Origin of the sequence: Mesorhizobium ciceri WSM4083 (assembly GCF_000519305.1) — a bacterium.
Classification (GTDB): domain Bacteria; phylum Pseudomonadota; class Alphaproteobacteria; order Rhizobiales; family Rhizobiaceae; genus Mesorhizobium; species Mesorhizobium ciceri_B.
On sequence record NZ_JAFG01000003.1, the window covers coordinates 191535 to 214106 of the forward strand.

At 62.5% G+C, this 22572-nt stretch carries 20 protein-coding genes; 5 read left to right on the forward strand and 15 right to left on the reverse strand.

What is annotated here, in order from left to right; translation table 11 throughout:
* Window positions 1-5: 5 nt before the first annotated feature.
* From MESCI2_RS0100960 to MESCI2_RS0100985, 6 genes are all read right to left on the reverse strand, one after another.
* Window positions 6-1574 (reverse strand): DUF262 domain-containing protein, encoded by a 1569-nt coding sequence (locus MESCI2_RS0100960; protein ID WP_032900346.1) that lies wholly within the window; start codon window positions 1572-1574, stop codon window positions 6-8.
* A gap of 235 nt (window positions 1575-1809) precedes the next feature.
* Window positions 1810-2853 carry an ABC transporter permease gene (locus MESCI2_RS0100965; protein WP_027034905.1) on the reverse strand — a complete coding sequence of 348 codons (1044 nt, stop codon included), beginning with the start codon at window positions 2851-2853 and terminating at the stop codon, window positions 1810-1812.
* On the reverse strand, window positions 2850-3647 hold the full coding sequence (locus MESCI2_RS0100970; RefSeq protein ID WP_013530993.1) for an ATP-binding cassette domain-containing protein: 798 nt from the start codon (window positions 3645-3647) through the stop codon (window positions 2850-2852). The genes MESCI2_RS0100965 and MESCI2_RS0100970 overlap by 4 nt, the downstream gene beginning before the upstream one ends.
* Before the next feature lie 85 nt (window positions 3648-3732).
* The gene (locus MESCI2_RS0100975; protein WP_027034906.1) at window positions 3733-4746 is read right to left on the reverse strand and encodes a substrate-binding domain-containing protein; all 1014 of its coding nucleotides are present in this window, start codon (window positions 4744-4746) and stop codon (window positions 3733-3735) included.
* Between the two features lie 101 nt (window positions 4747-4847).
* A complete protein-coding gene (locus MESCI2_RS0100980) occupies window positions 4848-5756 on the reverse strand; it encodes a sugar phosphate isomerase/epimerase family protein (protein ID WP_027034907.1) in 909 nt (302 codons plus the stop codon).
* A complete protein-coding gene (locus MESCI2_RS0100985) occupies window positions 5753-6784 on the reverse strand; it encodes a Gfo/Idh/MocA family protein (RefSeq protein ID WP_027034908.1) in 1032 nt (343 codons plus the stop codon). Before MESCI2_RS0100985 ends, MESCI2_RS0100980 begins: the two co-directional genes overlap by 4 nt.
* Window positions 6785-6981: 197 nt before the next feature.
* Between MESCI2_RS0100985 and MESCI2_RS0100990 the strand changes: the two genes are divergently transcribed.
* Window positions 6982-8007, forward strand: coding sequence for a LacI family DNA-binding transcriptional regulator (locus MESCI2_RS0100990; RefSeq protein ID WP_027034909.1), 1026 nt, complete (start codon window positions 6982-6984; stop codon window positions 8005-8007).
* Window positions 8008-8030: 23 nt separating this feature from the next.
* On the opposite strand, the gene MESCI2_RS0100995 is transcribed toward MESCI2_RS0100990, so the two are convergent.
* The 3 genes from MESCI2_RS0100995 to MESCI2_RS0101005 all read right to left on the reverse strand — a co-directional run bounded on the left by MESCI2_RS0100995 (window position 8031) and on the right by MESCI2_RS0101005 (window position 12442).
* Complete coding sequence (locus tag MESCI2_RS0100995) at window positions 8031-8345, reverse strand: hypothetical protein (protein ID WP_027034910.1); 315 nt, start codon at window positions 8343-8345, stop codon at window positions 8031-8033.
* Between the two features lie 119 nt (window positions 8346-8464).
* Window positions 8465-10018 (reverse strand): trimethylamine methyltransferase family protein, encoded by a 1554-nt coding sequence (locus MESCI2_RS0101000; protein ID WP_027034911.1) that lies wholly within the window; start codon window positions 10016-10018, stop codon window positions 8465-8467.
* Window positions 10019-10030: 12 nt separating this feature from the next.
* Window positions 10031-12442, reverse strand: a complete 2412-nt coding sequence (locus MESCI2_RS0101005; protein ID WP_027034912.1) for a GcvT family protein — start codon at window positions 12440-12442, stop codon at window positions 10031-10033.
* Window positions 12443-12751: 309 nt separating this feature from the next.
* On the opposite strand from MESCI2_RS0101005, the gene MESCI2_RS0101010 reads away from it, so the two are divergent.
* The gene (locus MESCI2_RS0101010) at window positions 12752-14227 is read left to right on the forward strand and encodes an esterase-like activity of phytase family protein (protein ID WP_027034913.1); all 1476 of its coding nucleotides are present in this window, start codon (window positions 12752-12754) and stop codon (window positions 14225-14227) included.
* Between the two features lie 77 nt (window positions 14228-14304).
* On the opposite strand, the gene MESCI2_RS0101015 is transcribed toward MESCI2_RS0101010, so the two are convergent.
* Window positions 14305-15090 (reverse strand): L,D-transpeptidase, encoded by a 786-nt coding sequence (locus MESCI2_RS0101015; protein WP_027034914.1) that lies wholly within the window; start codon window positions 15088-15090, stop codon window positions 14305-14307.
* A 171-nt stretch (window positions 15091-15261) separates the two neighbouring features.
* Here MESCI2_RS0101015 and MESCI2_RS0101020 point away from each other — a divergent pair, with 171 nt between their 5' ends.
* A complete protein-coding gene (locus MESCI2_RS0101020) occupies window positions 15262-16734 on the forward strand; it encodes an MATE family efflux transporter (protein WP_027034915.1) in 1473 nt (490 codons plus the stop codon).
* Between the two features lie 33 nt (window positions 16735-16767).
* Here MESCI2_RS0101020 and MESCI2_RS0101025 read toward each other — a convergent pair whose 3' ends face one another.
* Entirely contained in the window at window positions 16768-17979 is a 1212-nt protein-coding gene (locus MESCI2_RS0101025) for an MFS transporter (RefSeq protein ID WP_027034916.1), read from the reverse strand.
* Window positions 17980-18169: 190 nt separating this feature from the next.
* Between MESCI2_RS0101025 and MESCI2_RS0101030 the strand changes: the two genes are divergently transcribed.
* Window positions 18170-18745: a TMEM175 family protein gene (locus MESCI2_RS0101030; protein WP_027034917.1), complete on the forward strand. Its 576-nt coding sequence runs from the start codon at window positions 18170-18172 to the stop codon at window positions 18743-18745.
* An 18-nt stretch (window positions 18746-18763) separates the two neighbouring features.
* On the opposite strand, the gene MESCI2_RS0101035 is transcribed toward MESCI2_RS0101030, so the two are convergent.
* A complete protein-coding gene (locus tag MESCI2_RS0101035) occupies window positions 18764-19045 on the reverse strand; it encodes a hypothetical protein (protein WP_023813121.1) in 282 nt (93 codons plus the stop codon).
* A gap of 188 nt (window positions 19046-19233) precedes the next feature.
* On the opposite strand from MESCI2_RS0101035, the gene MESCI2_RS0101040 reads away from it, so the two are divergent.
* Window positions 19234-20100: an SDR family NAD(P)-dependent oxidoreductase gene (locus MESCI2_RS0101040; protein ID WP_027034918.1), complete on the forward strand. Its 867-nt coding sequence runs from the start codon at window positions 19234-19236 to the stop codon at window positions 20098-20100.
* Window positions 20101-20103: 3 nt separating this feature from the next.
* Here the strand turns inward: MESCI2_RS0101040 and MESCI2_RS0101045 are convergent, their stop codons facing one another.
* The 3 genes from MESCI2_RS0101045 to MESCI2_RS0101055 all read right to left on the reverse strand — a co-directional run bounded on the left by MESCI2_RS0101045 (window position 20104) and on the right by MESCI2_RS0101055 (window position 22417).
* Entirely contained in the window at window positions 20104-20529 is a 426-nt protein-coding gene (locus MESCI2_RS0101045; RefSeq protein WP_027034919.1) for a low affinity iron permease family protein, read from the reverse strand.
* 267 nt (window positions 20530-20796) lie between these two features.
* Window positions 20797-21438, reverse strand: a complete 642-nt coding sequence (locus MESCI2_RS0101050) for a DapH/DapD/GlmU-related protein (RefSeq protein WP_027034920.1) — start codon at window positions 21436-21438, stop codon at window positions 20797-20799.
* 460 nt (window positions 21439-21898) lie between these two features.
* Window positions 21899-22417: a CreA family protein gene (locus MESCI2_RS0101055; protein ID WP_032900278.1), complete on the reverse strand. Its 519-nt coding sequence runs from the start codon at window positions 22415-22417 to the stop codon at window positions 21899-21901.
* Window positions 22418-22572 lie beyond the last annotated feature (155 nt).

The window sequence follows — 22572 nt, forward strand, 5'->3', positions numbered from 1 at the left end:
GAGTTTTAAATTCCGCAGAGTTCCTTTACCTTTGTCGCTAGCGCCACAGATCTTTCAATGACAAACCCCTCAAAATCATCATCAAACAGAGTATCGTTAGAGAAACACGAATCCATAATTAGATCTACGTTTCCTTGCATTTTAGCACGATAGACTGAGGGGGCATCACCCCCAAGATTACGATTGTCCGCACGAGACATGAAGCAAAAATTAGCAAGAACACTTTCGTTATAAGCGGCCTGACCCGTATCTTTCAAGAAAGCTCGAGGCATCATATGATGAAATTCATTCCTATTGGCCATCTTAATCTTCTCTTTGATATTTATCGGTTCACCAGAAATAAATGACCGAGAATTCTTCGTGGCGAGAAGAAGAACGAAGCTCTTCGTATTAACATTATTTATTCCAAATCTATTTTGAATAAAGAACCCGTCATCAAAATTAAACGTTATGTCCGCAATGCCAATATCCCCGCCCTCTCTTAGTTTCTTCATTCCTTCGATGTCAGAATTCAGATTCCGTAGAACACCAGAACTATATCTTTTGGAAAAGCTAGAGCGCCAAAACCACTTATTGATCGCCTCACGTTGAGCGTTTGACGCGACAATTTCTTTGCCATTCGGCACCGCAAAGAAAACAGACAGGGGGACCAATTGCGTTGAGAACGGCAGGTTGGACAGAGTCTCAACCCCAAAATTATTCTTCAGGTAGTCAACAGCATATCGCACCCCATTAACGACCCGTTCAAATCCTTCTCTCACCTCTGCTCCATTCATTTCCATCAGTGCTTGGGGGGATGCATCTCCCTTAAGCACTGCGAAGCAGCACCTCAGCAAAAGATTCGTATTCTCACTTAATTCTGAAAAACCAAACGGCTGAAGCTCCTCAGATAAATCCGAAAACTGCTCCTGTAGTTGAAAATCTTCACTCCACGTCCAAGCTGAGAGAAGCTGAAGCGTGTCAAGTTCTACGCCTTGCCTATTAACCCTTTCGAATATGATCGCTACAGTTACTTTGTCCTTGGTATCTGTAGTCTGAATCGGAATCTGGGTCTCTTTAAAGACCGACTGCATGTCGTCTATTTTCTTTGCAACGTCTTCATTTAGGTCTTTTGTCGCAGCGCGATACGCCACAGTGTCGAACAATGCCTTGAGAGGAAAATGGCGATTCGGGTCAATCTCCTCATCTGGCAGGGCTACAAACTGTGTATCCTGAGCGTTTTCCTCTGCAAGAAGATCAAAGTAAACATCTAGCCAGTCTATATCGATCTCCGGCTTAAGTTCCGTCTGAAAAACTCCAAAAATTGACGTTATTCTTTGCTGTCCATCAAGAACATAATCAACAGGATAATCTTCGGCCAGGGCCGGCATTTTGAATGGGCCTAAATCCCGCTCAACTTTTAGTTTTTCGTCTGTTCGCCAAAATAGCAGTTGTCCAAATGGATATCTCTTGTAGATGCTATCCATCAGATATGCGACACGATCGGGCTCCCAGACAAAACCGCGTTGAAAAGCGGGTATGCGTATCTGCCCATTGTAAACAGAATCAATAATTTGCCTAATTGTCTTGGCCAAATCGCCCTCCCCCAAGCCGATTCCAATACGTCGAAATAGGCCGCACGGGAGACTATCCCATCGCGGATTCTTGTTTTGCCTACCTTGTGTACTTAGGACAATGTAGCATCCAAGTCGTAGGGGTAGTCCATAGCCAAAGTTTCTTTCAACACAAACAAATGTGCGATTAAGACCGTAACCCTTAGCACCCGAACAGTCGTCACTTGATCGCGTGACACAACCATGTGGCAGCCCCTCACCGATACCGCGCCTGGTTCCACTTATGCCCGAGCAGCGACAGGATGATGATCAGCCCGTTGAAGAACTGGACGTAGAAGCCGCTCAGGCCCGCCGCCACGACGCCGGTCTGGATGAACGACACGGTGACCGCGCCGATGGCGCCGCCGACCACGGTGCCGATGCCGCCCCAGGTCGGCGTGCCGCCGACGAACACCGAGGCCAGCACCGGCAGGAGATAGCCGTCGCCGGCGGTCGGCCACCAGGTGAAGTTGATCATCACCGAGAAGGTGCCGGCGATCGCCGCCCCGATGCCGACGAAGACGAACACTTTCACCCGCACGCGCTTGACGTCGATGCCCATCTGCTGGGCGCTGTCGGGGTTGTCGCCGACCACCCTCACCTGCGCGCCGAAGCGATGGCGGTTGTAGAGCATCGCCGACAGCACGACAAAACCGATGGCCCAGAAGATCTGCACCGGAATGCCGAGGAGCTGGCTTGAGAAGATCATGTAGGCCCAGCTGTCGCTGAGGCTGGTCAGCGCCATCGACTTGCCTTCGTTGATGATCTGGATCAGGCCGCGCAGCAGGAAATTCATGCCGAGCGTGGCGATCAGCGACGACAGCCCGCCATAGACGACCAGCGAGCCTACCAGGAAGCCGAGCAGCATGCCGGTGACGAGTGCGGCGGCGATGCCGAGGAACGGATCGTAGCCGGCCTGCACGACCAGCGCGAAGACCCATGAGGCAAACCCCATCGTTGCCGGAAACGACAGGTCGATCTCGCCGCAGGTGACGACGAAGACCAGCGGCACCACCACGAACAGCGCCACGGGGAGCGTCGTCAGCACCGAGCGGTAGAGATACCAGGTGGTGAAGACGGTGGGGTTGGCTATCATGAACACCGTCATCATGACGATGAACACGGCGAGCGTGCCGAGCGCGGCACGGTTGTCGAGGATGAAGCCGCGCATCCAGTGATCGGATGGGTGTCTCCACTCCTTCGGGGAACTGGGGATGCCGGCGGACGGCTCGTGCAGGTCGGGCTCCATGGTCTTGCTCATCGTGCTCTCTGCTCCGCGTCGCCGGCATCGTGCAGTCCGGCCAATCCGCCGGGATGCGCGACCTCTTCCATGAAGTTGATGAGATCTTCGGCCGACTTGACCTCGCTGCGGTCTGTCGTCAGCGCGACCTTGCCGCGATCGAGCACGACGAAGCGATCGGCGATGTCGAAGACATGATGGATGTTGTGGCCGATGAACAGGATCGAGCGGCCGCTCGCCCGCACCTGGCGCACGAAATGGAACACCTTGGCGGTTTCGGTCAGCGACAGCGCCGTCGTCGGCTCGTCGAGGACGATCAGCTCGGCCTGCTTGTAGATGGCGCGGGCGATCGCCACGCCCTGGCGTTCGCCGCCCGAAAGCTGGCCGACGATCGACTGCGGCGTGAACACTTTCGAGGTGAAGCCGATCTCGCGCATCAGCCGGCTCGCTTCCTCGATCTCCTTGTTGACCCTGAGAAAGCCCATGAAGCCGGTCAGCTCGCGGCCCATGAAGATGTTGCGAACGATGGTCTGCTGCACGGCCAGCGCCCGGTCCTGGAACACCGTCTCGATGCCGGCCTCGCGCGAACGCGCCGCACTCCACCCGGTCACCGGCTTGCCGCGCACGAGGATCTCACCGCTGGTCGGCTTGACCACGCCGGAGAGGATCTTGATCAGCGTCGACTTGCCGGCGCCATTGTCGCCAAGCAGGCCGACGACCTCGCCGCGGTCGACGCTGAGATTGACCCCGCCCAGCGCATAGACCTGGCCATAGGATTTGCTGATGTCGCGCAGTTCGATGAGGCGTTCTGCCATCGGATCCTCGCTTTGATTGTCTGTTGCTGCGTCGCCAGCGGTCCCGCCGGCCGGGGCCTGAGATCCCGGCCGGCGGCTTGGGAGGTCAGCGCAGCGCCTGCTTGGCGAGCTCAGCGACGATCTCGTAATTTTCGGGCGTGACGAAACCGGCGCCGGTGTCGACATTCATCGGCGCCAGCCCCAGCACAACCTGCTGGCAGAGGCTGAGGATCGGCAGATAGCCCTGCAGGAACGGCTGCTGGTCGGCGGTCAATTGCACCCAGCCGCCCTTGAAGCCCTCGACGATCTGCGGGCTGGTGTCGAAGCCGAAATTGAAGATCTCGCCCGCCTTGCGTCCGGCCGCCTGCATATAGGTCGAAACATTGCCGAGCATCTGCCCGCCGGGATAGCCGACCGCCTTGACGTCGGGATTGTTGAGCAGCGCCGCGGTGATGACCGGAATGGCCAGATTGGGATCGGACGCCCATTCGCCGCTCGGCGGCGAGGACAGCTGGATGACCTCGACGCCGGCCTCCTTGAGCGCCGCCACCGTGCCGCGCTCGCGCGCGCCGCGGCTTTCGTTTTCGAACGGACCGATCATGATCGCCTTGTCGCCGGCCTTGAGCTTGCCGAGCTTGAACGCCTCGGCGCCGAGCGCGCGGCCCTGCTGTTCCTGCTGGGCGCCGACATAGCCGCCGCCGAACGCTTCCACCACCTTCGGCACCGGCACGTTCTGGTACATCATCTTGATGCCGTCCTTATGCGCCTGTTCGGCCAGCGGCATGATCGACGCATCGCCCGGATGACCCATCATGGCGATGCCGTTAGGCTTGACCGCGACGGCCTCGCGCAGTTGCTGCACCATCTTTTCGATGTCCCACTGGGAGAAGATGTAGTCGACCTTCGGTCCGAGATCGGCCTCTGCCTGCTTGGCGCCATTGTAGACGATGGTGCCGAAAGCGTCGCCCTCGGCGCCGCCGACAAAAAAGCGGATGTGGACGTCCTTGCACCATTTGGCGTCGAGCGCCTGCGCGGGCAAGGTGGAGATCGCAGCGGCAAGCATCGTGGCGGCGGCCACGACGGTCGAGCGCAGAACTGTCCTTCTCATCGTCATGCTCATGCACTTATCCTCCCTTTTTGTCCTCGCAAGCGAGGGTTCGACATTCGCTTCGGCAATGTGCGTTGCAGACATCCCGGCCGGCTCCTCCCGCCGGCCGATCCTCACATCGGGTTCGGCAGGTAGCTGGCCCCTCCCCGGCATTGCTTGAGATATTCCAGCGCCCGCACCTGGCCAGTGATCTCGAGGTCGCCGCGATAGACCGGGTCGTGCCAGCCTTCGATATCGATGGCCCCCTTGTAGCCGGCCAGCCGCAATTCGCTGATCACCCGCGTCCAGTCGCTGTCGCCGAAACCGGGCGTGCGCATCTGCACGAAGGGCAGCCGGCCGAACACGCCATGCTCGCGGATAACGTCCCAGCGCACCGTCGCGTCCTTGCCGTGGACGTGGAAGATCCGCGGCGCCCATTTGCGGATCTGCGGCATCGGGTCGATCAGATAGACGAGCTGATGGCAGGGCTCCCATTCCAGTCCGAGATTGTCGTCCGGCACTTCGTTGAACATCATCTCCCAGGCGTCCGGATTGTGGGCGATGTTCCAGTCGCCGGCGGCCCAGTTGCCGTCCATGGCGCAGTTTTCGAAGGCTATGCGGACCCCCTTGTCGGCGGCGCGCCTGGCCAGCGGCCCCCAGACCTCCCTGAAGCGCGGCAGGCTGTCGGTCAGCTTCTTGCCGCGCAGGCGGCCGGTGAAGCCGCTGACCATCGAGGTGCCGAACAGATGCGCGTTGTCGATCACCGTCTCCCAGGCCTTGAGCACGCCGCGATCCACCTCGCCGTCTTCCAGCGGATTGCCGAACACGCCGAGCGAGGACACGGTGACGTCGGCATCGCCGATCGCCTCGCGGATCTGGCCGGCGAGAAGCGACAGGTCCTTGCCGCCAAGCGTTTGCCAGAAGAAAGGCTGGATGCTCTCGAAGCCGTGCGGCAGGATCGCCTTGATGTAGGCCGCCGGGTCGTCGAGATTGGCCCGCACCATGGTGCCGATCCGGATGTCGAGAAGCGGGTTCGGCGTCATTGTACTTCCTCTGCGATCGTCACGCGGCGGCCGGTCTCGGCGCTTTCGATGGCGCCAAAAACCATGGCCAGGCTCTTGATGTTGTCGGCGCCGCGCGTTTCCGGGTCGGTGCCGGTCTCGATGGCGTGCATGAAATCCCGGATGATGCCGAGATGGCCGCCGATGCGGTCGGACGGGTCGAGTGGCGGCACGTCGATCGGCTGGGTTTTGTCGATCAGCCCGTCGCGGCCGGGAACCACCACTTCTGCCTGCAGCCCGTCATTGCCGTCCCAGATGAGGCTGCCACGCTCGGCGACGATGCGCCACGTACTTTCCCAACTGGTGCGGAAGCCGGCGGCGCACCAGCTCCCGGCATAGGTGAAGACCTTGCCGCCGCCGAGATCGAAGACGGCGCTGGCCGACGATCCCTGCCGGTACCAGGAATTGGCCGGCTCCCATTCCTGGCAATAGACACCGGCCGGCTCGCCGGCGATCATGTAGCGGGCGGCGTCGAAGGTGTGGATCGCCATATCGAGCAGCAGCACATGTGCCATCTCCTCGCGAAAGCCGCCGAAATGCGGTGCGACGAAGAAGTCGGCATGGATGCTGGTCGGCGCGCCGATGGCGCCAGAATCCAGAAACCTCCGGATGCGCCTGACATTGGCAACGTAGCGACGGTTCTGCACAACCGCATGAATGCGTCTGGCCCGGCGCGCAGCCTCGACGATGGCACGCGCATTCTCCGGGCAGTCGGCGAGCGGCTTTTCCGTCAGCAGATGGCAATTGTGGGCAAAGGCGGAAAGCGCGACCGCGCGCCGGGCGGCGGGAACCACCACGTCGAACACCGCTAGCGGTTGGGTCTGCTCGAGCACGGCGTCGAGATTGTTGCCGATGACGACATTGGTGAGATCGTATTCGCGCGCCCTCGCCCGTGCCCTGTCGGCATCGAGATCCACGAGGCCGACAAGGGTGAGCCCGTGGATCTGCCTGATGGCATCGAGCCAGGCCTTGCTCATCGCTCCGCAGCCGACCAGGACGACATCGATCATCCAGCGCTCCTCCTCCGCTCGGTCCCTCCAGACCGATCGTCACGGCATCCACGGCAGGACCGTAAACGTTTTTCCGTAAACGTTTACGAGAACACACCCGAAGGCGTAGAATGTCAATCGGCCCTTGGCGAAAATCGTCCTGTCGGCTTGGCCTGAGCGGCTACCGGTGCTAGCCAAGCAAGGGGGAGTACAGTCACTTGGCATCCAGCATTCACGACCTTGCCCGTCACCTGAACATTTCGATCGGCACGGTGTCGCGGGCGCTGAACGGCCGCGCCGACGTCAATGCCGACACGCGCCAGCGCGTACTCGAGGCGGCCAGGACGCTCAACTATTCGCCGAACCAGTCCGGCCGCAGTCTCAGGCAAGGCGCCACCCATTCGATCGCCTTCATGCTGCAGCCGCATCCGGGTGACCAGCAATATGGCGAACCATTCTTCATGCCGTTCCTGATCGGGCTGCAGGCCAAGCTCGCCGAAAGCGGGCTCGACCTGATTGTGGTCATGGGTGCGCCCGGCGACTACCAGCAGGAGCGCCTGCGCCGCGTCGTCGAGACGCGCCGCGCCGATGCCGTGGTGCTCGCCTGGACCCGGCGCGAGGACGAACGCATCGATTACCTGACCCAGGCTGGTTTCCCCTTCGCCACGGTCGGTCGCAGCCGCTCCGGGGCCAGGCCCTATCCCAGCCTCGACCTCGATTTCGAAAAGGCTGGCGCCGATGCGGTCGACCGGCTTGTGGCGCGAGGCCATCGCCGCATCGCCGCCATCCGCCCGTCCCTCGATCTCAATTTCAGCTATCTGTTCCTCGACGGCTATAGCAAGGGCTTGTTGAGACACGGCATCGAAGTCGACCCGGAACTGATCGCGGACGGTTTCATCAACGAGGCCGGCGGCTACGCCGTGACACCGAGGGTCATGCGTTCCAAGAACCCGCCGACCGCCATCATCTTTAACAATGACGTGATGGCGCTCGGAGGCTGCAAGGCGCTGGCCGAGATGGGCATCAGGCCGGGCCAAGACATCGCGGTGACAGTCATCGTCGACACGCCGCTCTGCCGCTATTTTTCCCCGGCTCTGACCGCCTTCCGCCCGGCGCTGGAGCCGATGGGACAGCGGCTCGCCGAAATGCTGCTGGCCTCGATCCCGGCCTTCGCCGGCCCCGAGGGTCCACGGATCATCCGCGAAGTCTGGCCGCTGGAACTGGTCGCGCGTGACAGCGATTGACAGTCGGAAGCCGGCAAAGGCGTTTAATCCACTTTCTTCTCGCCTCGCTCCCCGGCCTTGACGATGTCGCCCGTGGTGAACAGGATTTCCTTCAGTTCCGCGCGCCAGTCCTTCTTCTGGCGCAGCAGGAATTCGAGATCCATGCCGAAATGCTTGAACTCTTCGCTCTGCGCATTCTTCATGATGGCGCGCGCCTGCGGGTCTTTCTCCACCGACATGCGCTGTTCGTACCAGCTGATCGCTTCCGCCTCCTCGATCAGCGAGGTGATCATGCGGGCAAAGGTCCGCACCTCCTGCGTCAGTTCCTCGGGCGGTTCGTGATACTGGTCGAAACCCATGTCGTCCTCCCCTCAAACAGCACACCGGCGCGCAGTGCACCGGCCGCAAACTTGAATGCGCGGGAGGCGCTGTAGGTTCCGGATAACGCCACAACCAGGGCGATCAGCGAGAGCCAGCCTTAAGACACCGGCGCTGCTCCGCCCTCTGCCGTGCGCCGCGCGATGAATTCGTCCAGCACGCCTGATGTGGCGACGGCCGAGGCCGGTGGCGCGAAATCGGCAAGCACCCGCCTCCAGACACCGGTGGCGCGCTCACTCGCCGTCTTCGAGCCGCTTTGCGTCCAGTTGCCGAAATTCGACCAGTCGGCCACCAGCGGTTCGTAGAAGGCGGTACGGTAGCGCGCCATGGTGTGGCCGGCCGAGAAGAAATGGCCGCCCGGCTGCACCTCGGCGATCGCTTCGAAACCGATGGAATCGCTGTCGCCAGGCGTCGCGGCACAAAGTTCAGCCACCGTCTGCAAAGCCTCGATGTCGGTGACCAGCTTTTCGAAGGAAACGCTTAAGCCCCCCTCCAGCCAGCCGGCGGCATGGATGCACATCGTCGCCCCGGCCAGCACCGAGCCCCACAGCGCGAACTGCGTCTCGTGCGCGGCCTGCGCGTCGGAGATGTTGGCCGCACTGCCGCCGCCGGACCGCCAGGGCAGCCCGGTGAAGCGCGCCAGCTGGCCGGCGCCCAGCGTCGCCTTGACATGCTCGGGCGTGCCGAAGGCGGGCGCGCCGGATTTCATGTCGACATTGGAGGAGAACGAGCCGTAGACGACCGGCGCACCCGGCCGCACGATCTGCGCCAGTGTCAGCCCGGCCAGCGCTTCGGCGTGCTGCAGTGTCAACGCACCGGCGACCGTGATCGGCGCCATGGCGCCCGCCAGGCAGAACGGCGTGATGACGGAGATCTGGCCCGCGCGGGCGAAATCGATGATGCCTTGCGCCATCGGAATGTCGAGCTGGCGCGGCGAGTTGGTGTTGATGACGGTGTAGCAATGCGCGCTTGCCAGAAACTCGTCCTGCGACAGGCCGCGCGCCAGCCGCAGCATCTCGAACCCGTCCTCGACTTGCAGCGTGCCGCGGGCGAAGACGAACGGGAGCTTGTCGGACAGCGTCAGCTGCGCGCGGTTGACGGCATAGTGGCGAAAGCGGTTGTCGACATCCTGCGGCTCGATGCAGGGTCCGAGCATATGCAGCACGTCGAAATGCTGCACCAGTCGCATGAGATCCTCGAAATCCGCCAGCGTTCCCGGCCGCCGGCCGCGCTCGAGATCGGTGACGTTCGGTGCCCCGCATCCGGCCAGGAAGGTCATCGAGCCGAGCTCCAGCGTCAGATCGCGGGCGCGCGAACCGGCATGGGCGTGGATCGATCTCGGCGCCGAGGCGAGTGCCGCCGCCACCATGCCGCGACCTATGCGCACCATGTCGGTGTCAGGGTCGACCAGCGCGCCGGCGCTGGCGAAAAGCTCACGCGCCTGCGGCAGCAGCACCTTGATGCCGAGCTCTTCCAGCACCCGCAGCGCCGTATCGTGAATCGCGGCCACCTGATCATCCGAAAAGATCGGCTGCGGCAGGAACGGGTTCTTCAGCGAATGGTAATTGGGACGGCGGCTGCTTTCGCTGCCGGCCTCGCCCGTGCGTCCACGCCGGCGTTCGCGCCTGCCGTCCCGTGCCGCGTCATCGACCATCGGAAATCCTCCTCATTGCCGCATTGCCTTGCCCAGGGGATCGTAGGGCGAGGCCGCGACGACATGCGCCGGCCGCTCCTCACCCACGACATGCACGGAGAGCGCGGTACCCTCGCCCGCAAAATCGCGGTCGACGAGAGCCAGCGCCAGGCTTTTGCCGACCGTATAGCCATAGCCGCCCGAGGTGACGAAGCCGATGCGTCGGCCCTGATGCCAGACCGGCTCAAAACCGCTGGCATCGGCGTCGAGCGCATCGATTTCCAGCGTCACCAGGCATTGGCCGCTGCCGGCCTCCCGCTGTTTCGACGCTGCTTCGCGGCCGATGAAGTCGCTCTTGCCGAAAGCGATGAAGCGGTCGAGACCGGTCTGGCCCGGCGTATAGCCTTGCGTGAATTCACGCGACCAGATGCCAAAGCTCTTCTCCAGCCGCAGCGCATTGAGGGCATAGTATCCGATTTCGGCCAAGCCGAGATCCTCGCCGGCAGCCAGCAGCGTGTCGCGCAGAGTGGCATGCATGGTCACGGGGCAATTGATTTCGAAGCCGAGTTCGCCCGCGATCGACAGCCGCGCCACACGTGCCTGCACCATACCGATGTCGAATGCGCCACAGGCCATGAACGGCAATGCTATGCCGGAAACATCCTGATGCGTCGTTCGCTCCAGTATTTTGCGCGCGTTCGGCCCGGTCAGCAGGAAGCCGCTCATCGTGTCGGAGAGGTCGGCGACGGTGACGCCTTCAGCCGCATGGCTCTCGAACCAGCGCATGTGGAATTCCCGGAGATAGTAGGAGCCCATAAGCCAATAGCTGCCGCCGCCCCAATTGAAGACGGTGAGGTCGCCCTTCAGCCGTCCGTCATGGCCGAGCATCGGCGCCAGACCGGCCCGCCCCGGCTTCGGCAGCCGGCAGGCGAGCAGCCGGTCGAGCCACGCTTCAGCGCCGGGCCCGGACACCGCATAGCGCGAATAGGCCGAGATATCGACGAGACCTGCGGCGCGCCGCACCTGCAGCGCCTCGTCGCCGACGATGTCGAAGGCGTTGGATCGGCGCAGCGTCGTGTTCTCGGCAAACCCCATCGGCGCGAAATAGGCCGGGATTTCCAGCCCCCAGGAAGCCATCCATTCGCATCCCGCATCCGTCATGCCGTCATAGGCGCCGGGGCGTTTCAGCGGCCGGCCGGCCGGCAGCCGTTCATTGGGAAAGGTCATGACGAAGCGGCGCGAATAGAACTGGCGCGTCGTCTGCCTGAGATATTCCCGGTTGGCGGCGAAGGCGCCGTAGCGGGCGATGTCCATGCCAAAGATGTCGGCCTGCGGTTCGCCGTAAATCATCCATTCGGCCAGCGACTTGCCGACGCCCCCGCCCTGGCTGAAACCGGCCATGACGCCGCAGGCGACCCAGTAGTTCTTTAGGCCGCGCACCGGCCCGACGATCGGATTGCCGTCCGGTGTGAAGGTGAAGGCGCCGTTGACCCATTTGCGGATGCCGGCCGTCGCCAGGCAAGGGAAGCGCTCATGCGCCTTGGCGAGTTCCGGGCTGATGCGGTCGATGTCTTCCGGGATCAGCTCGATGCCGTAGTCCCACGGCGCGCCATCCATGTTCCAGTGCTTTGGATTCTGCTCGTAGACGCCAAGCAGCACGCCCTTGCGCTCTTGCCGCAGATACGAGAAGCCGTCGAGATCGACGGCGATGCCGATTTCCCGGTCAAGTGCTGCGATCTCGGGAATGTCCTCGGTGATGAAATAGTGGTGCTCCATCGGCGTTACCGGCAGGTCGACGCCGGCCATGCGGCCGAGCTGCTTTGCCCACAGCCCGCCGGCATTGACGACATGCTCGGCGATGATGGTGCCCTGCTCGGTGATGACATCCCAGCGCCCGTCGGCACGCGCCTTCAGCTCGACCACTCGGTTGCGCAGGATGATGTCGGCGCCGCGCTTTTTTGCAGCGCCGGCATAGGCGTGCGTCGTGCCGTACGGGTCGAGGTGACCCTCGTTGGAATCATGCAGGCCGCCTAGCACGCCGCCGACATCAACGATCGGGCAGATCGCCTTGATCTCGTCGGGCGTGACCAGGCGCGCGGTCTCGATACCGACCGACTGGAACACCGCCCAGGCCGATTTCAGCCACTCCCAGCGCGCGGGATCGCTGGCGATGTTGACGCCGCCCGTCATGTGCAGGCCGATATCCCAGCCGGATTCGGCCTCGATTTCCCGGTAGAGATTGATGGTGTAGTCCTGCAGCGCCGCCACGTTGGGATCGGCGTTGAGCGCATGGAAGCCTGCCGCCGCGTGCCAGGTCGAACCGGCCGTCAGTTCGGCACGCTCGATCAGCGCCACATCGCTCCAGCCGAACCGCGTCAAATGGTAGAGCACCGAGGCTCCGACCACGCCACCCCCGATGACGACTGCGCGGTAGTGCGACTTCAAGGCTTCCCCTCCACGGTTAGTCCGAAGGCTGGACCATATACGCACTAGACATAAGTGTCTAGCGCCGGCGGGCGCGGCTCTTTTTACCGGTCTGAGACTGACTGAGTGATCAATTCTTTCCGCCAGGCGCACGTTTCTATCGGCACGTGAAGAAGACGGCGGGCATGCACCGCGCGCTGTCACGCAAGCATCATGTTCGCGCCGTAGACCGCGTTTCGGGGAGGCGCGCGCGGCATTATCGATGTCGCACCTCTTTCAGTTTTTCGTCCCGCGGCCGCTCCGGCACATTTGTCACAAAGAGGATTGTCCATGAAACACCTGTACCGAACCGCGTCGCTCGGCGTCGCGCTGGCCTTGTTCACCGCCTTGACGCCGGCGCTCGCCGAGAGCACCGCGACCGTCGGCGGCCTCGTCAACAAGGGGCTGGTCGGCGTCGGCCGCATCCCGGCCGCCCAGCGCGACAAGTTCGGCGAGACGTTCGGCTCGGGCTCCGGCATGTCCATCGATACAGCAGGCTGGACGCATGATGCGGCCGGCTACAAGGGTTCGCTCTGGCTGCTGCCGGACCGCGGCTACAATGTCGTCGGCACCACCGACTACCGGCCGCGCCTCAACACGATCGGCATCGAGTTTGCCCCAGTCGCACCAGGTGCCGCGCCCGCTAGCGGCCAGGAGCAGGCGGGCGTCAAGGCGACGCTCGCCGACACCATGCTTCTCACCGACGACAAGGGCGCTGATGCCACTGGCCTCGATCCGCTCAACGGCGAGCGCGCGGCGAGCGGCGACATGCCGATCCTGCCCGAAGCCAACGGCAAGCTGGCGCTCGACAACGAGGCCATCGTGCGCCTGCCCGACGGTTCGATGTTCATCTCCGACGAATACGGCCCGAACATCTATAGGTTTTCCGCCGACGGACATCTGTTGTCGGCGACCCAGCCACCGGCGGCGCTGGTACCGATGCGCCACGGTGCGCCGAACTTCGCCTCGGACAATCCGGGCCCAGGTGCTGCCGAACCCGATCCGAAGGATCCCGACACCGGCCGCCAGAACAATCAGGGCCTCGAAGGCATGGCGATGACGCCGGACGGCAAGTTCCTGATTGCGGTGCTGCAGTCGGCGCCCCGCCAGGATGGCGGCGATTCGCCCGCGACGCGCCAGAACACCCGCGCGCTGGTCTATGACGCCTCCGACCCCGCTCATCTCAAGCTTGCGCATGAGTATGTCGTGCCGCTGCCGATGTTCAAGGATGCCAAGGGCAAGACCAAGATCGCCGCGCAGAGCGAGATCGTGGCGCTCTCCGACAAGACCTTCCTGATGCTGGCGCGCGACAGCGGCAACGGCCAGGGGCTGAAGGGCGACACCTCGCTGGTGCGCCAGATATTCGTCGTCGACGTCTCGGCCGCGACCGACATCGCCGGCGGCGCCTTCGATGCCGCCGACAAGCCGCTGGCACCCAAGGGCGTGCTCGACCCGTCTGTGACGCCGGCCAAGCTGACGCCGTTCATCGACATCAACGACAAGGGCGAACTCGGCCGCTTCGGCCTGCACAATGGCGCGCCGAACGACAAGAACAACTTGTCGGAGAAGTGGGAGGCGATGTCGGTGGTCAGCGTTCTCGATCCGAAGCTGCCCGACGACTACTTCCTGTTCGTCGCCAACGACAACGACTTCCTCGCCCAGGACGGTTTTCAGGTCGGCGCACCCTACAAGGCGGAAGACGGCGCCAATGTCGACACCATGTTCCTGGTCTATCAGGTCACGCTGCCGGGTCTGGCCAAGAAGTGACCACCACTGCCCGGGCGGGCGAGCTTGGCGCGTCCGCCCGAAGCACTATTGCTGGTGTTGCTCCAGGCAGAGAAGGCTTACTTCAAGAACTCCGCGTCCCTCGGCACGCCCGCATCGATCGGCTCGGCGGTTCTGCTCGACACGGCCATGATCTTGCCTGCAGCCGACAGGTTGGGGCGCACGAAGACCTGGGCGGGGCCGTTGACGCGGCTGTAGAGGTCGATGATGTCCTGGTTCATGAAGCGCACACAGCCCGACGATGCGTTCTTGCCGATGGAATCCCATTCCGGCGTGCCGTGCAGTCGGTACATCGTGTCCTTGCCATCGCGGAACAGATACAGCGCGCGGGCGCCCAGCGGGCTCTGCGGGCCGGGCGGCATTCCGTCCTTGTATTTCGCCAGTTCCGGCCGGCGCTGGATCATTTCCGGTGGCGGCGTCCAGACCGGCCACTTCTTCCTCGCCTGGACAACGGCGCTGCCGGTCCATCCGAAACCGGCTTTGCCAAGGCTGACGCCATAGCGGATAGCTGTGCCGCCGTCGCGCACCAGATAGAGGAAGTGCTCAGACGTATCGACGACAATCGTGCCGGGTTTCTCTCCGGTCGGGTCAGCCACGATCTGGCGCACGAACTTCGGATCGACCTTGGCGACCGGGATTGCCGGCAGTTGATAGCCCTCGTCGACACGCGCCGCATACATGCTCGCGGCATCGCCGAAAGCCGGATCGCTCGGCGGTGCTGCAACCGGCGGCGGCGGCGCCACGTCTGTTGTGGTGCACGCCGAAAGAGCCAGGGCACCCAAGGCGGATGCACCGAGGAACGCGCGCCTGTTCATGCGCTCAAAAAATAGCGGAATATCGGACATGACCCCCCCCGGCTTATCCAAGAACTGTAGGAATGCGGCCCCACGCATCGAAGATCAATATCCCATTCCGGAAGCTTTGAGAACATGATTAGATCACGGCATGACCTGTCCCGTTGAATCGGCAATCATCGCGCACGCGACTTGAAACGAACCTTCGCCGAGCTGCCCGCCATGGACGAAAAAAATCCCCCGCGCCGGCGCACCGGCGACCTGACCAGCGGCCCGATCCCGCGCACGCTTCTGCTGTTTGCCCTGCCGGTGCTCGGCTCCAACGTGCTGCAGTCGCTCAACGGTTCGATCAACGCCGTCTGGGTCGGCCGTTTCCTCGGCGAATCCGCACTGACCGCCACCTCCAACGCCAACCTCGTCCTGTTCCTGATCCTCGGCACTGTGTTCGGCATCGGCATGGCGGCCACCATCCTGGTGGCCCAGTCGGTCGGCGCCCGCGACCTGCCCGAGGCGCGCCGCATCGTCGGCACCAGCGCGACGTTCTTCTTCCTCGTCTCGGTTATCTTCGCGGTCTGCGGCTGGATCTGGGTCGACGCCATTCTCAACACGCTCGGCACACCGGCCGATGCCTTGCCGCTGGCGCGCTCCTATCTGCGCATCATCTTCGTCGCCGTGCCGATGATGAACCTTCTGTCCTTCGTCATGACCGTGCTGCGCGGTGCCGGCGATTCACGCACGCCCTTCTTCTTCATGGCGCTGGCCGTCGTCCTCGACATCGTGCTCAACCCATTGCTCATCCGCGGCATCGGACCGTTTCCCGAACTCGGCATCGCGGGCTCCGCAACGTCCACGCTGATCGGCCAGACGGTAAGCGTGATCGCCATCCTGATCGTGCTCTACGTGCGCAAGCATCCGCTGCGTCTGGCCGGCGCCAACCTCGCTCTGCTCCGGCCCGACCCCGCCTTGCTGCGCATCGTCGTCTTCAAGGGCGTGCCGATGGGCCTGCAGATGATCGTCATTTCGGCGGCGGCACTGACGGTGATGGGCATCGTCAATTCCTACGGCTCACAGGTCGCCGCCGCCTACGGCATCGCCGCCCAGCTGTGGACCTACATCCAGATGCCGGCGCTCGCCATCGGCGCCGCGGTGTCCTCGATGGCGGCACAAAATGTCGGCGCCGGGCGCTGGGACCGGATCGGCCGCATCGCCGCCTCCGGCGTGGGCTTCAACCTGGTCCTGACCGGCGCGCTGGTTGCCGTGCTGTCGGTTTTCGACCGTTCGGTGCTGAGCCTGTTCCTGAGCAGCGACAGCGCGGCGATCGACATCGCCGTCCACATCAACAATGTCGCCTCGTGGTCGTTCATCCTGTTCGGCATAACCATCGTGCTGTTTGCCACCGTACGAGCCACGGGTGCCGTGATGCCGCCGCTGATCATCCTGGTCATCTCGGTGCTGGTCGTGCGCACCGGCTTTGCCTATTTCATGCGCGGCGTGATCGGCGAGGAAGCGCTGTGGTGGAGTTTCCCGGCGGGTTCGATCAGCTCGCTTGTACTCGCCGCTGCCTACTACCGTTTCGGCCGCTGGCGCACCACGCACATGATCGAGAACAGGCCGGCGGCCGGCGAGCCGCCGGACACCGGTCTTGGCGTGCCGCGCGGACGCGCGCATCTTTCGCCTGAAACCCCGAACGGCTGAAGCCAGCCCGGTTCCGCTGGACCGCTCCAGGGCTCAACGCCCGTGTTGTTTCAGCCCAAAAGCCAGTGCCACCAACGCAAACGCCACGATCATGCCGGCGAACGCCAGGCTGGCAGTGATCGGACTGGCATAGGTCGAAACGATACCGATGCCGATGACGGGCAAGGCGTTGCCGACAAAGCAGCAGATGAAGAAGCTGGACACCACTTCGGCGCGGCGTTGCGGCGGCGCGATCTCGTTCACCACTTGCAGCCCGCCACGGTAACCAAGCGCCGCCGCAACGCCGCAACAGGCCGTCGCAGCAACCATCAGTGCGATCGAGGCCAGTATCTGCGCCGCCACCACCAACAAGACGCTTGGGATCATCAATGCCAGCGCGGCCAGCATCGCCTTGTTGCTCTTCATGTGCATCAGAACGACGATGCTGATCGCGGTGACGATCGCCAGTTCGAAGAACAGCGCGCCGGCGACGGCGTGGTTGGTCACATGCAGTTGCTGCGCCAGGATGCTCGGCGCCAAGGCGGCGTAGAACCCGACCAGCGCCATCGCGCCGAAGCCGGTCACCGCCGGCGCGACGAAGCGCGCACGGATTTCCTCCGGGACGGAAAGTCGCGGCCGTAAGGAGATCCGCCCGAGGCCGCCCGGCTTCGCCACCGTTTCACGAGTGCGCCAGACCAGGATCGTTACCACCACAAGTGCTGCCAGATAGACGATGAAGATCAGCCGCAACGGCCATGGTTCATATTCCGCCAGAAGTCCCGAAATCAGTGCGCCGAAGCCGAGGCCGAGGAAATTGGTGCTGGTGGCAATCACACTGGCGCGCGACTTGTCCGCGCCGGGAAGAAGTTCTGCAATCCACGCGGTTCCGGTCCCCGCGCCGACGCCGATGCCAAGTCCGCTCAGGATGCGGGCGACGTCGAGCGAGGCGACGTTTCCGGCAAACAGGAAGACAAGCGCACTGACGATGGCGACAAGCATCGCTGCCAGGCTCGCGGGCCGGCGCCCGACGACATCGGACACCCCGCCGAACATCAGCAATGCCGCCAGATTGCCGACGACATACACGGCGTAGATCAGCGTCAGGGTGATTTGTGAAAAGCCGAATTGCTGCTTGTACACGATATAGAGCGGCGTCAGCACCGTGCTGCCGGCAAACAGCACCGCAATCATCGCGGCGACGGTGGGGATTGCCAGAGCATCGCCGCGGGCCTCGTTGTGCGTATGCGCCAAACCGCGAATGGTCATGGCCAACCTCGTCACCGGTTTCAGGGATAGCGACCTTAACGCGCTTTCATCTCCGACGTTCCGGCCGGCCGGCAGGCTCCTGACAGCATGGAGGGCATTGACCAGGCGCCACGTTCGTTGTGAGCGCTCAACCCAGGCGATGGCATATTGGGACTTCCTCCCGTAACCTATGCTGAGGCCAGGAGGATTTATGGGCAAAGGCAGGGTCGAGGCATTCACCGATGGCGTCGTGGCTATCATCATCACCATCATGGTGCTTGAGTTGAAAGTGCCGCATGGCGAGGATTTCTCCGCCTTGGTGCCGTTGTGGCCGATCTTCTTCTGCTACGTGCTGTCCTTCATCAATGTCGGCATCTACTGGAACAATTTGCACAACATGTTCCACACCGTGCAGCGGGTCGACGGCCGCGTGCTGTGGGCAAACCTCAATCTGCTGTTCTGGCTGTCGCTGATGCCGGTGACGACGGCCTTTATGGGCGAAAACCACTTTGCGCCGGTGCCGGTTGCGGTCTATGGCACCGACCTCGCGCTATGCGCCATCGCCTACACCATACTCGCCGCCGCGCTGCATCGCCTGCACGGCAATGATACCGCCTTTGCCAAGGCGCTGGGAACTGACCGAAAGGGGAAGCTCTCGCTGGCTGTCTACATCGTGGCCGTCGTGCTGACCTTCGTCAGCCAGTGGATCGGCGTCGCGCTCTATGTGCTGGTCGCGATGATATGGCTCGTACCGGATACGCGCTTTGCGCGAGTGATCGAAAAGTAGCTGCTTCCCGGAGCAGCTCTACTTGCGCATCGCTTTCAGTTTTTCCGCCACCGATGCGGCAAGGTCGGCATAGCGCTCCTCCAGCCGTTCCGCCGCCTTGATGATCGAGAAATCATGGCCGAATTTTTCCAGCGCCATGCGCAGTTTCTCGACGAACTCGGCCTGTTTCTCCAGGGCGGAAAAGAGCGTCTTCACCTGCGTTTCGCTGATGTCGGGGTTGGCCAGCATCTGCGGCACCTCGCGGCCCATCTGGTCGCCAATGGCGGTCTGTTCCTTCAGAATTGCAACCCAGTCCGTCAATCAGGAAATCTCCGTTTGTCCCCAGGGCCAAAGTTTGTTTTGTCCCCAGGGCAAAATCTCTTTCGCGGAGGCAGAGGGCAACATGCGCAGCCTCGACCGAACTGGTCAACCCGACAAGGCGAGCAGAGGCTTGCACCGGCCGGTTCCGACGCTAAGTTCGGCGCCATCGAACAAGGAACCCATCGCCCATGATCACCGACGCTGAGATCCAGACCGCCCTGCCCGCGCTTGCCCCAGGCAATGCCGCCGTGATCACCGGCGCCGCCAGCGGCATCGGTCTGGCGGCCGCCAGGCGGCTTGCACTGATGGGCATGAAGATCGTGCTGGCCGACGTTGGCGGCGCGCGACTGGACGACGCCTCGCGCGCCGTTTCTGCGATTGCCGGCGACGATGCCGTGCTTGCCGTCGCCGCCGACGTTTCGAAGGCGGATGAGGTGAACCGCCTCGCCGAGAGGGCGTTCGGCGCCTTCGGCGGCGTGTCGCTTCTGATGAACAATGCCGGCGTCGGCGACAACCCCGGAAAACCATGGGAAAACCGCGATGCCTGGAAACGGCTGCTGGACATCAATTTCTGGGGCGTCGTGCATGGCGTGGAGGCCTTCGCGCCGCGCATGCTGGCCTCGGCCAGGCCGGGTCTGATCGTCAACACCGGCTCCAAGCAAGGCATCACCACGCCTCCCGGCAATCTTGCCTACAATGTCTCCAAGGCAGGGGTGAAAACCTTCACCGAGGGTCTGGCGCATGCGTTGCGCAACGAACCCGGCGCCCATGTCGCGGCCCATCTGCTGATCCCCGGCTTCACCTTTACCGGCCTGACCGAGGGCGCGACGGAAAAACCTGCCGGCGCCTGGACCGGCGAACAGGTCGTTGATTTCATGCTGGAATCCCTGACCAGAGGCGATTTCTACATCCTGTGCCCGGACAATGAGGCGGCGCGGCCGCTGGATGAAAAGCGCATGGCCTGGGCAATCGGCGACATCATCGAAAACCGCCCCGCTTTGTCGCGCTGGCATCCGGACTACAAAGCGCCTTTCGCGACCTTTATGAAAGGCTGATCTTCAAGCCGCTTGCTTTTTCGACCCGCGCTTCCTCGCCACAACCTTCTTCGCCGCCATGTCGGCGATCTGTTCGTCATGCCGCTTTGCCGCACGCTCGCATTTGTCACGAATCTCCTCGACTTCGGATTCCGTCAGGTGCTCGATGCCGATGAAGTGGTTGTGACCCTCGCTGACCCGGATCAGTTCGTCGAGCTTGGCCTGAATCGCCGCACCGTCGCGATTCTGGGTGTTCTGGATGAGGAACACCATCAGGAAGGTGATGATGGTCGTGCCCGTGTTGATGACGAGCTGCCAGGTGTCCGAAAAGCCGAAGAACGGACCGCTTACCGCCCAGACGACGACAATCAGGCAGCAGACGGCAAATGTCAGCGGCAGGCCGGTGACATGAGCGACCCAGTTGGCGATCTTGGTGAAAAGCTTTTCCATCTTGTCGAAATCCCTCAACGCTGCGGCGCGATGAGAAACAACCGACGACCGTTTCAGGTTCCCGGCGCAGACAAATACCTCGCGCGCAATTGAATACACCCATAAAGTGCATAGGGCGAAAAACACACTTTATGGGTTGAATGTCACAGTAACCGTGCAGGCAAGAGTGCCTGTTCCTTCCGCTTCACAGCGGTTTGCCTCCAGCCCCTTCCGCCGCGCCACCCCCGCATGGCGGAAGGGGTTTCAATCCGACATGTTTGCGCAAGCTCAGACGGCGTCGTTTTCCCAGCGATCGAGGAACGCTTCGATCGGCATTGCCTGCATGTCGGGAACCGCTCTGGCGAGCTTTTCGACCGGCCAGTCCCACCAGGCGAGAGCTTCGATCCGCGCCGCGATATCCGGAGCGAAGCGTGGCCGGAGAGCCTTCGCCGGCACGCCGGCGACGATCGCGTAAGGCGGCACATCACGCGTCACCACTGCGTTGGCGCCAACCACCGCGCCATTGCCGATGGTGACCCCGGGCATGATCACCGCGCCGTGGCCGATCCAGACATCATGGCCGATGGTCACGGCTTTCGCCTGCCGCCGCTCGCGGAAGGCGGCATCGACGCCCAGCCAGCGAAAATACTCGTTCGGCCGGTAGCTGAGCTTGTGCTGGGTCAGCCGCTCTATGGGGTGCTCCAGCGCATTGATGCGGCTGTTGGCTGCGATCGAGCAGAATTTCCCGATCGTCGTGTAGATGGCTTCCGAATGGCGTTCGAAATAGGAGAAGTCGCCGACCGTGACCTCGCGCAACACCACCCGCTCGCCGATCGAGGCATAGCGGCCGAGCTTGCACGCCTTTAATTCCGCGGTCGGATGGATGCGCGGCTCGGAGTCTTTCGGGACGAGATTTTCGGAACGGTCCATGCCGGCGGCTTTACCTCCAGGCGATTGGTCCCGCAAGCCGGGTTCCCGACGAGTAGTTGCTCCCGTTACAGAAGCTCAGTTTATAGCACCCAGCCGCTCGGTTGCGAGGCTGACGCACTGGTCGCAAATCAATGAGATCTTTTCAGCCATAAACCGCCTCTTTCCATCATTCTGGAAATCACATACCGAGCACACGCAGGTCATTGAACTTGCTTCTGATATCCCAATCAGGTGAAGTCCGCCCTTGAATGCAGGGGCAATGCATTGCTCGCACGTGTATCTAGGAAGACCAGCAACGAATTTCCTGGCGTGGTCATATTTCGCGCCGCAGAAGTCACATGAAATTGCCCGAGGTCGGCTCCAGGGTGGCGGGGACATCATCAGGTCTCCTCAAGCATGTCGTAAAGAGCAAGCTTCTGTCTTTAATTCAGTGGAGCCTATCGGGGAGCAATCGTCCAGCCTATTGCGGCTTGCCTTTGCTCCACACCACGTTCTGGCCGTAGAGCGGCACGGTGGTGACCGACATTTTGGCCGAGCCGTTCTGCACCTGGCGCGAATGCGACAGATAGATCAGCGTCTCGTTGGCCTTGTCGTAGATGCGGTTCACCACCTGCTTTTTCCAGATCAGGCTGATGCCTTGCTTGAACACTTCCTCGCCGCCCTCGCTCATGTCGATGTCGCCGATCGTGATCGGGCCGGTCTGGCGGCAGGAGATCGACGAATCGGACGGATCCTCGAACCAGTTGCCCTTGTGCAGGCGATCGATGATACCGCGATCGAAATAGGAGACGTGGCAGGTCACGCCTTCCACTTTCGGATCCTTGATCGCCTCGACGATGATGTCGTTGCCGAGCCAATCGACGCCGACCTTGCCGACTTCCTCGGCCACGGCCGCCCCAGCGCCAAGGACAAGGCAGGCGGCCAAGGCGCCGCCGATCAGTTTTCGCCCAATCAATCCGTGCCCAATCAGTCGTGGCAAAAGAGCCTCCTGCGGTTCGAGTTGCCGGTCACAGGTGGGGCGAGCAGCCCGGCTTTGCAAGCAGATACATCAACACCGCCGCGGTTGCGGCAACGCGGCACTTTGCCTGCGCGGGGCCGAACCGCTAAGACAGTCGCACAGGCGCGGCATTGAGC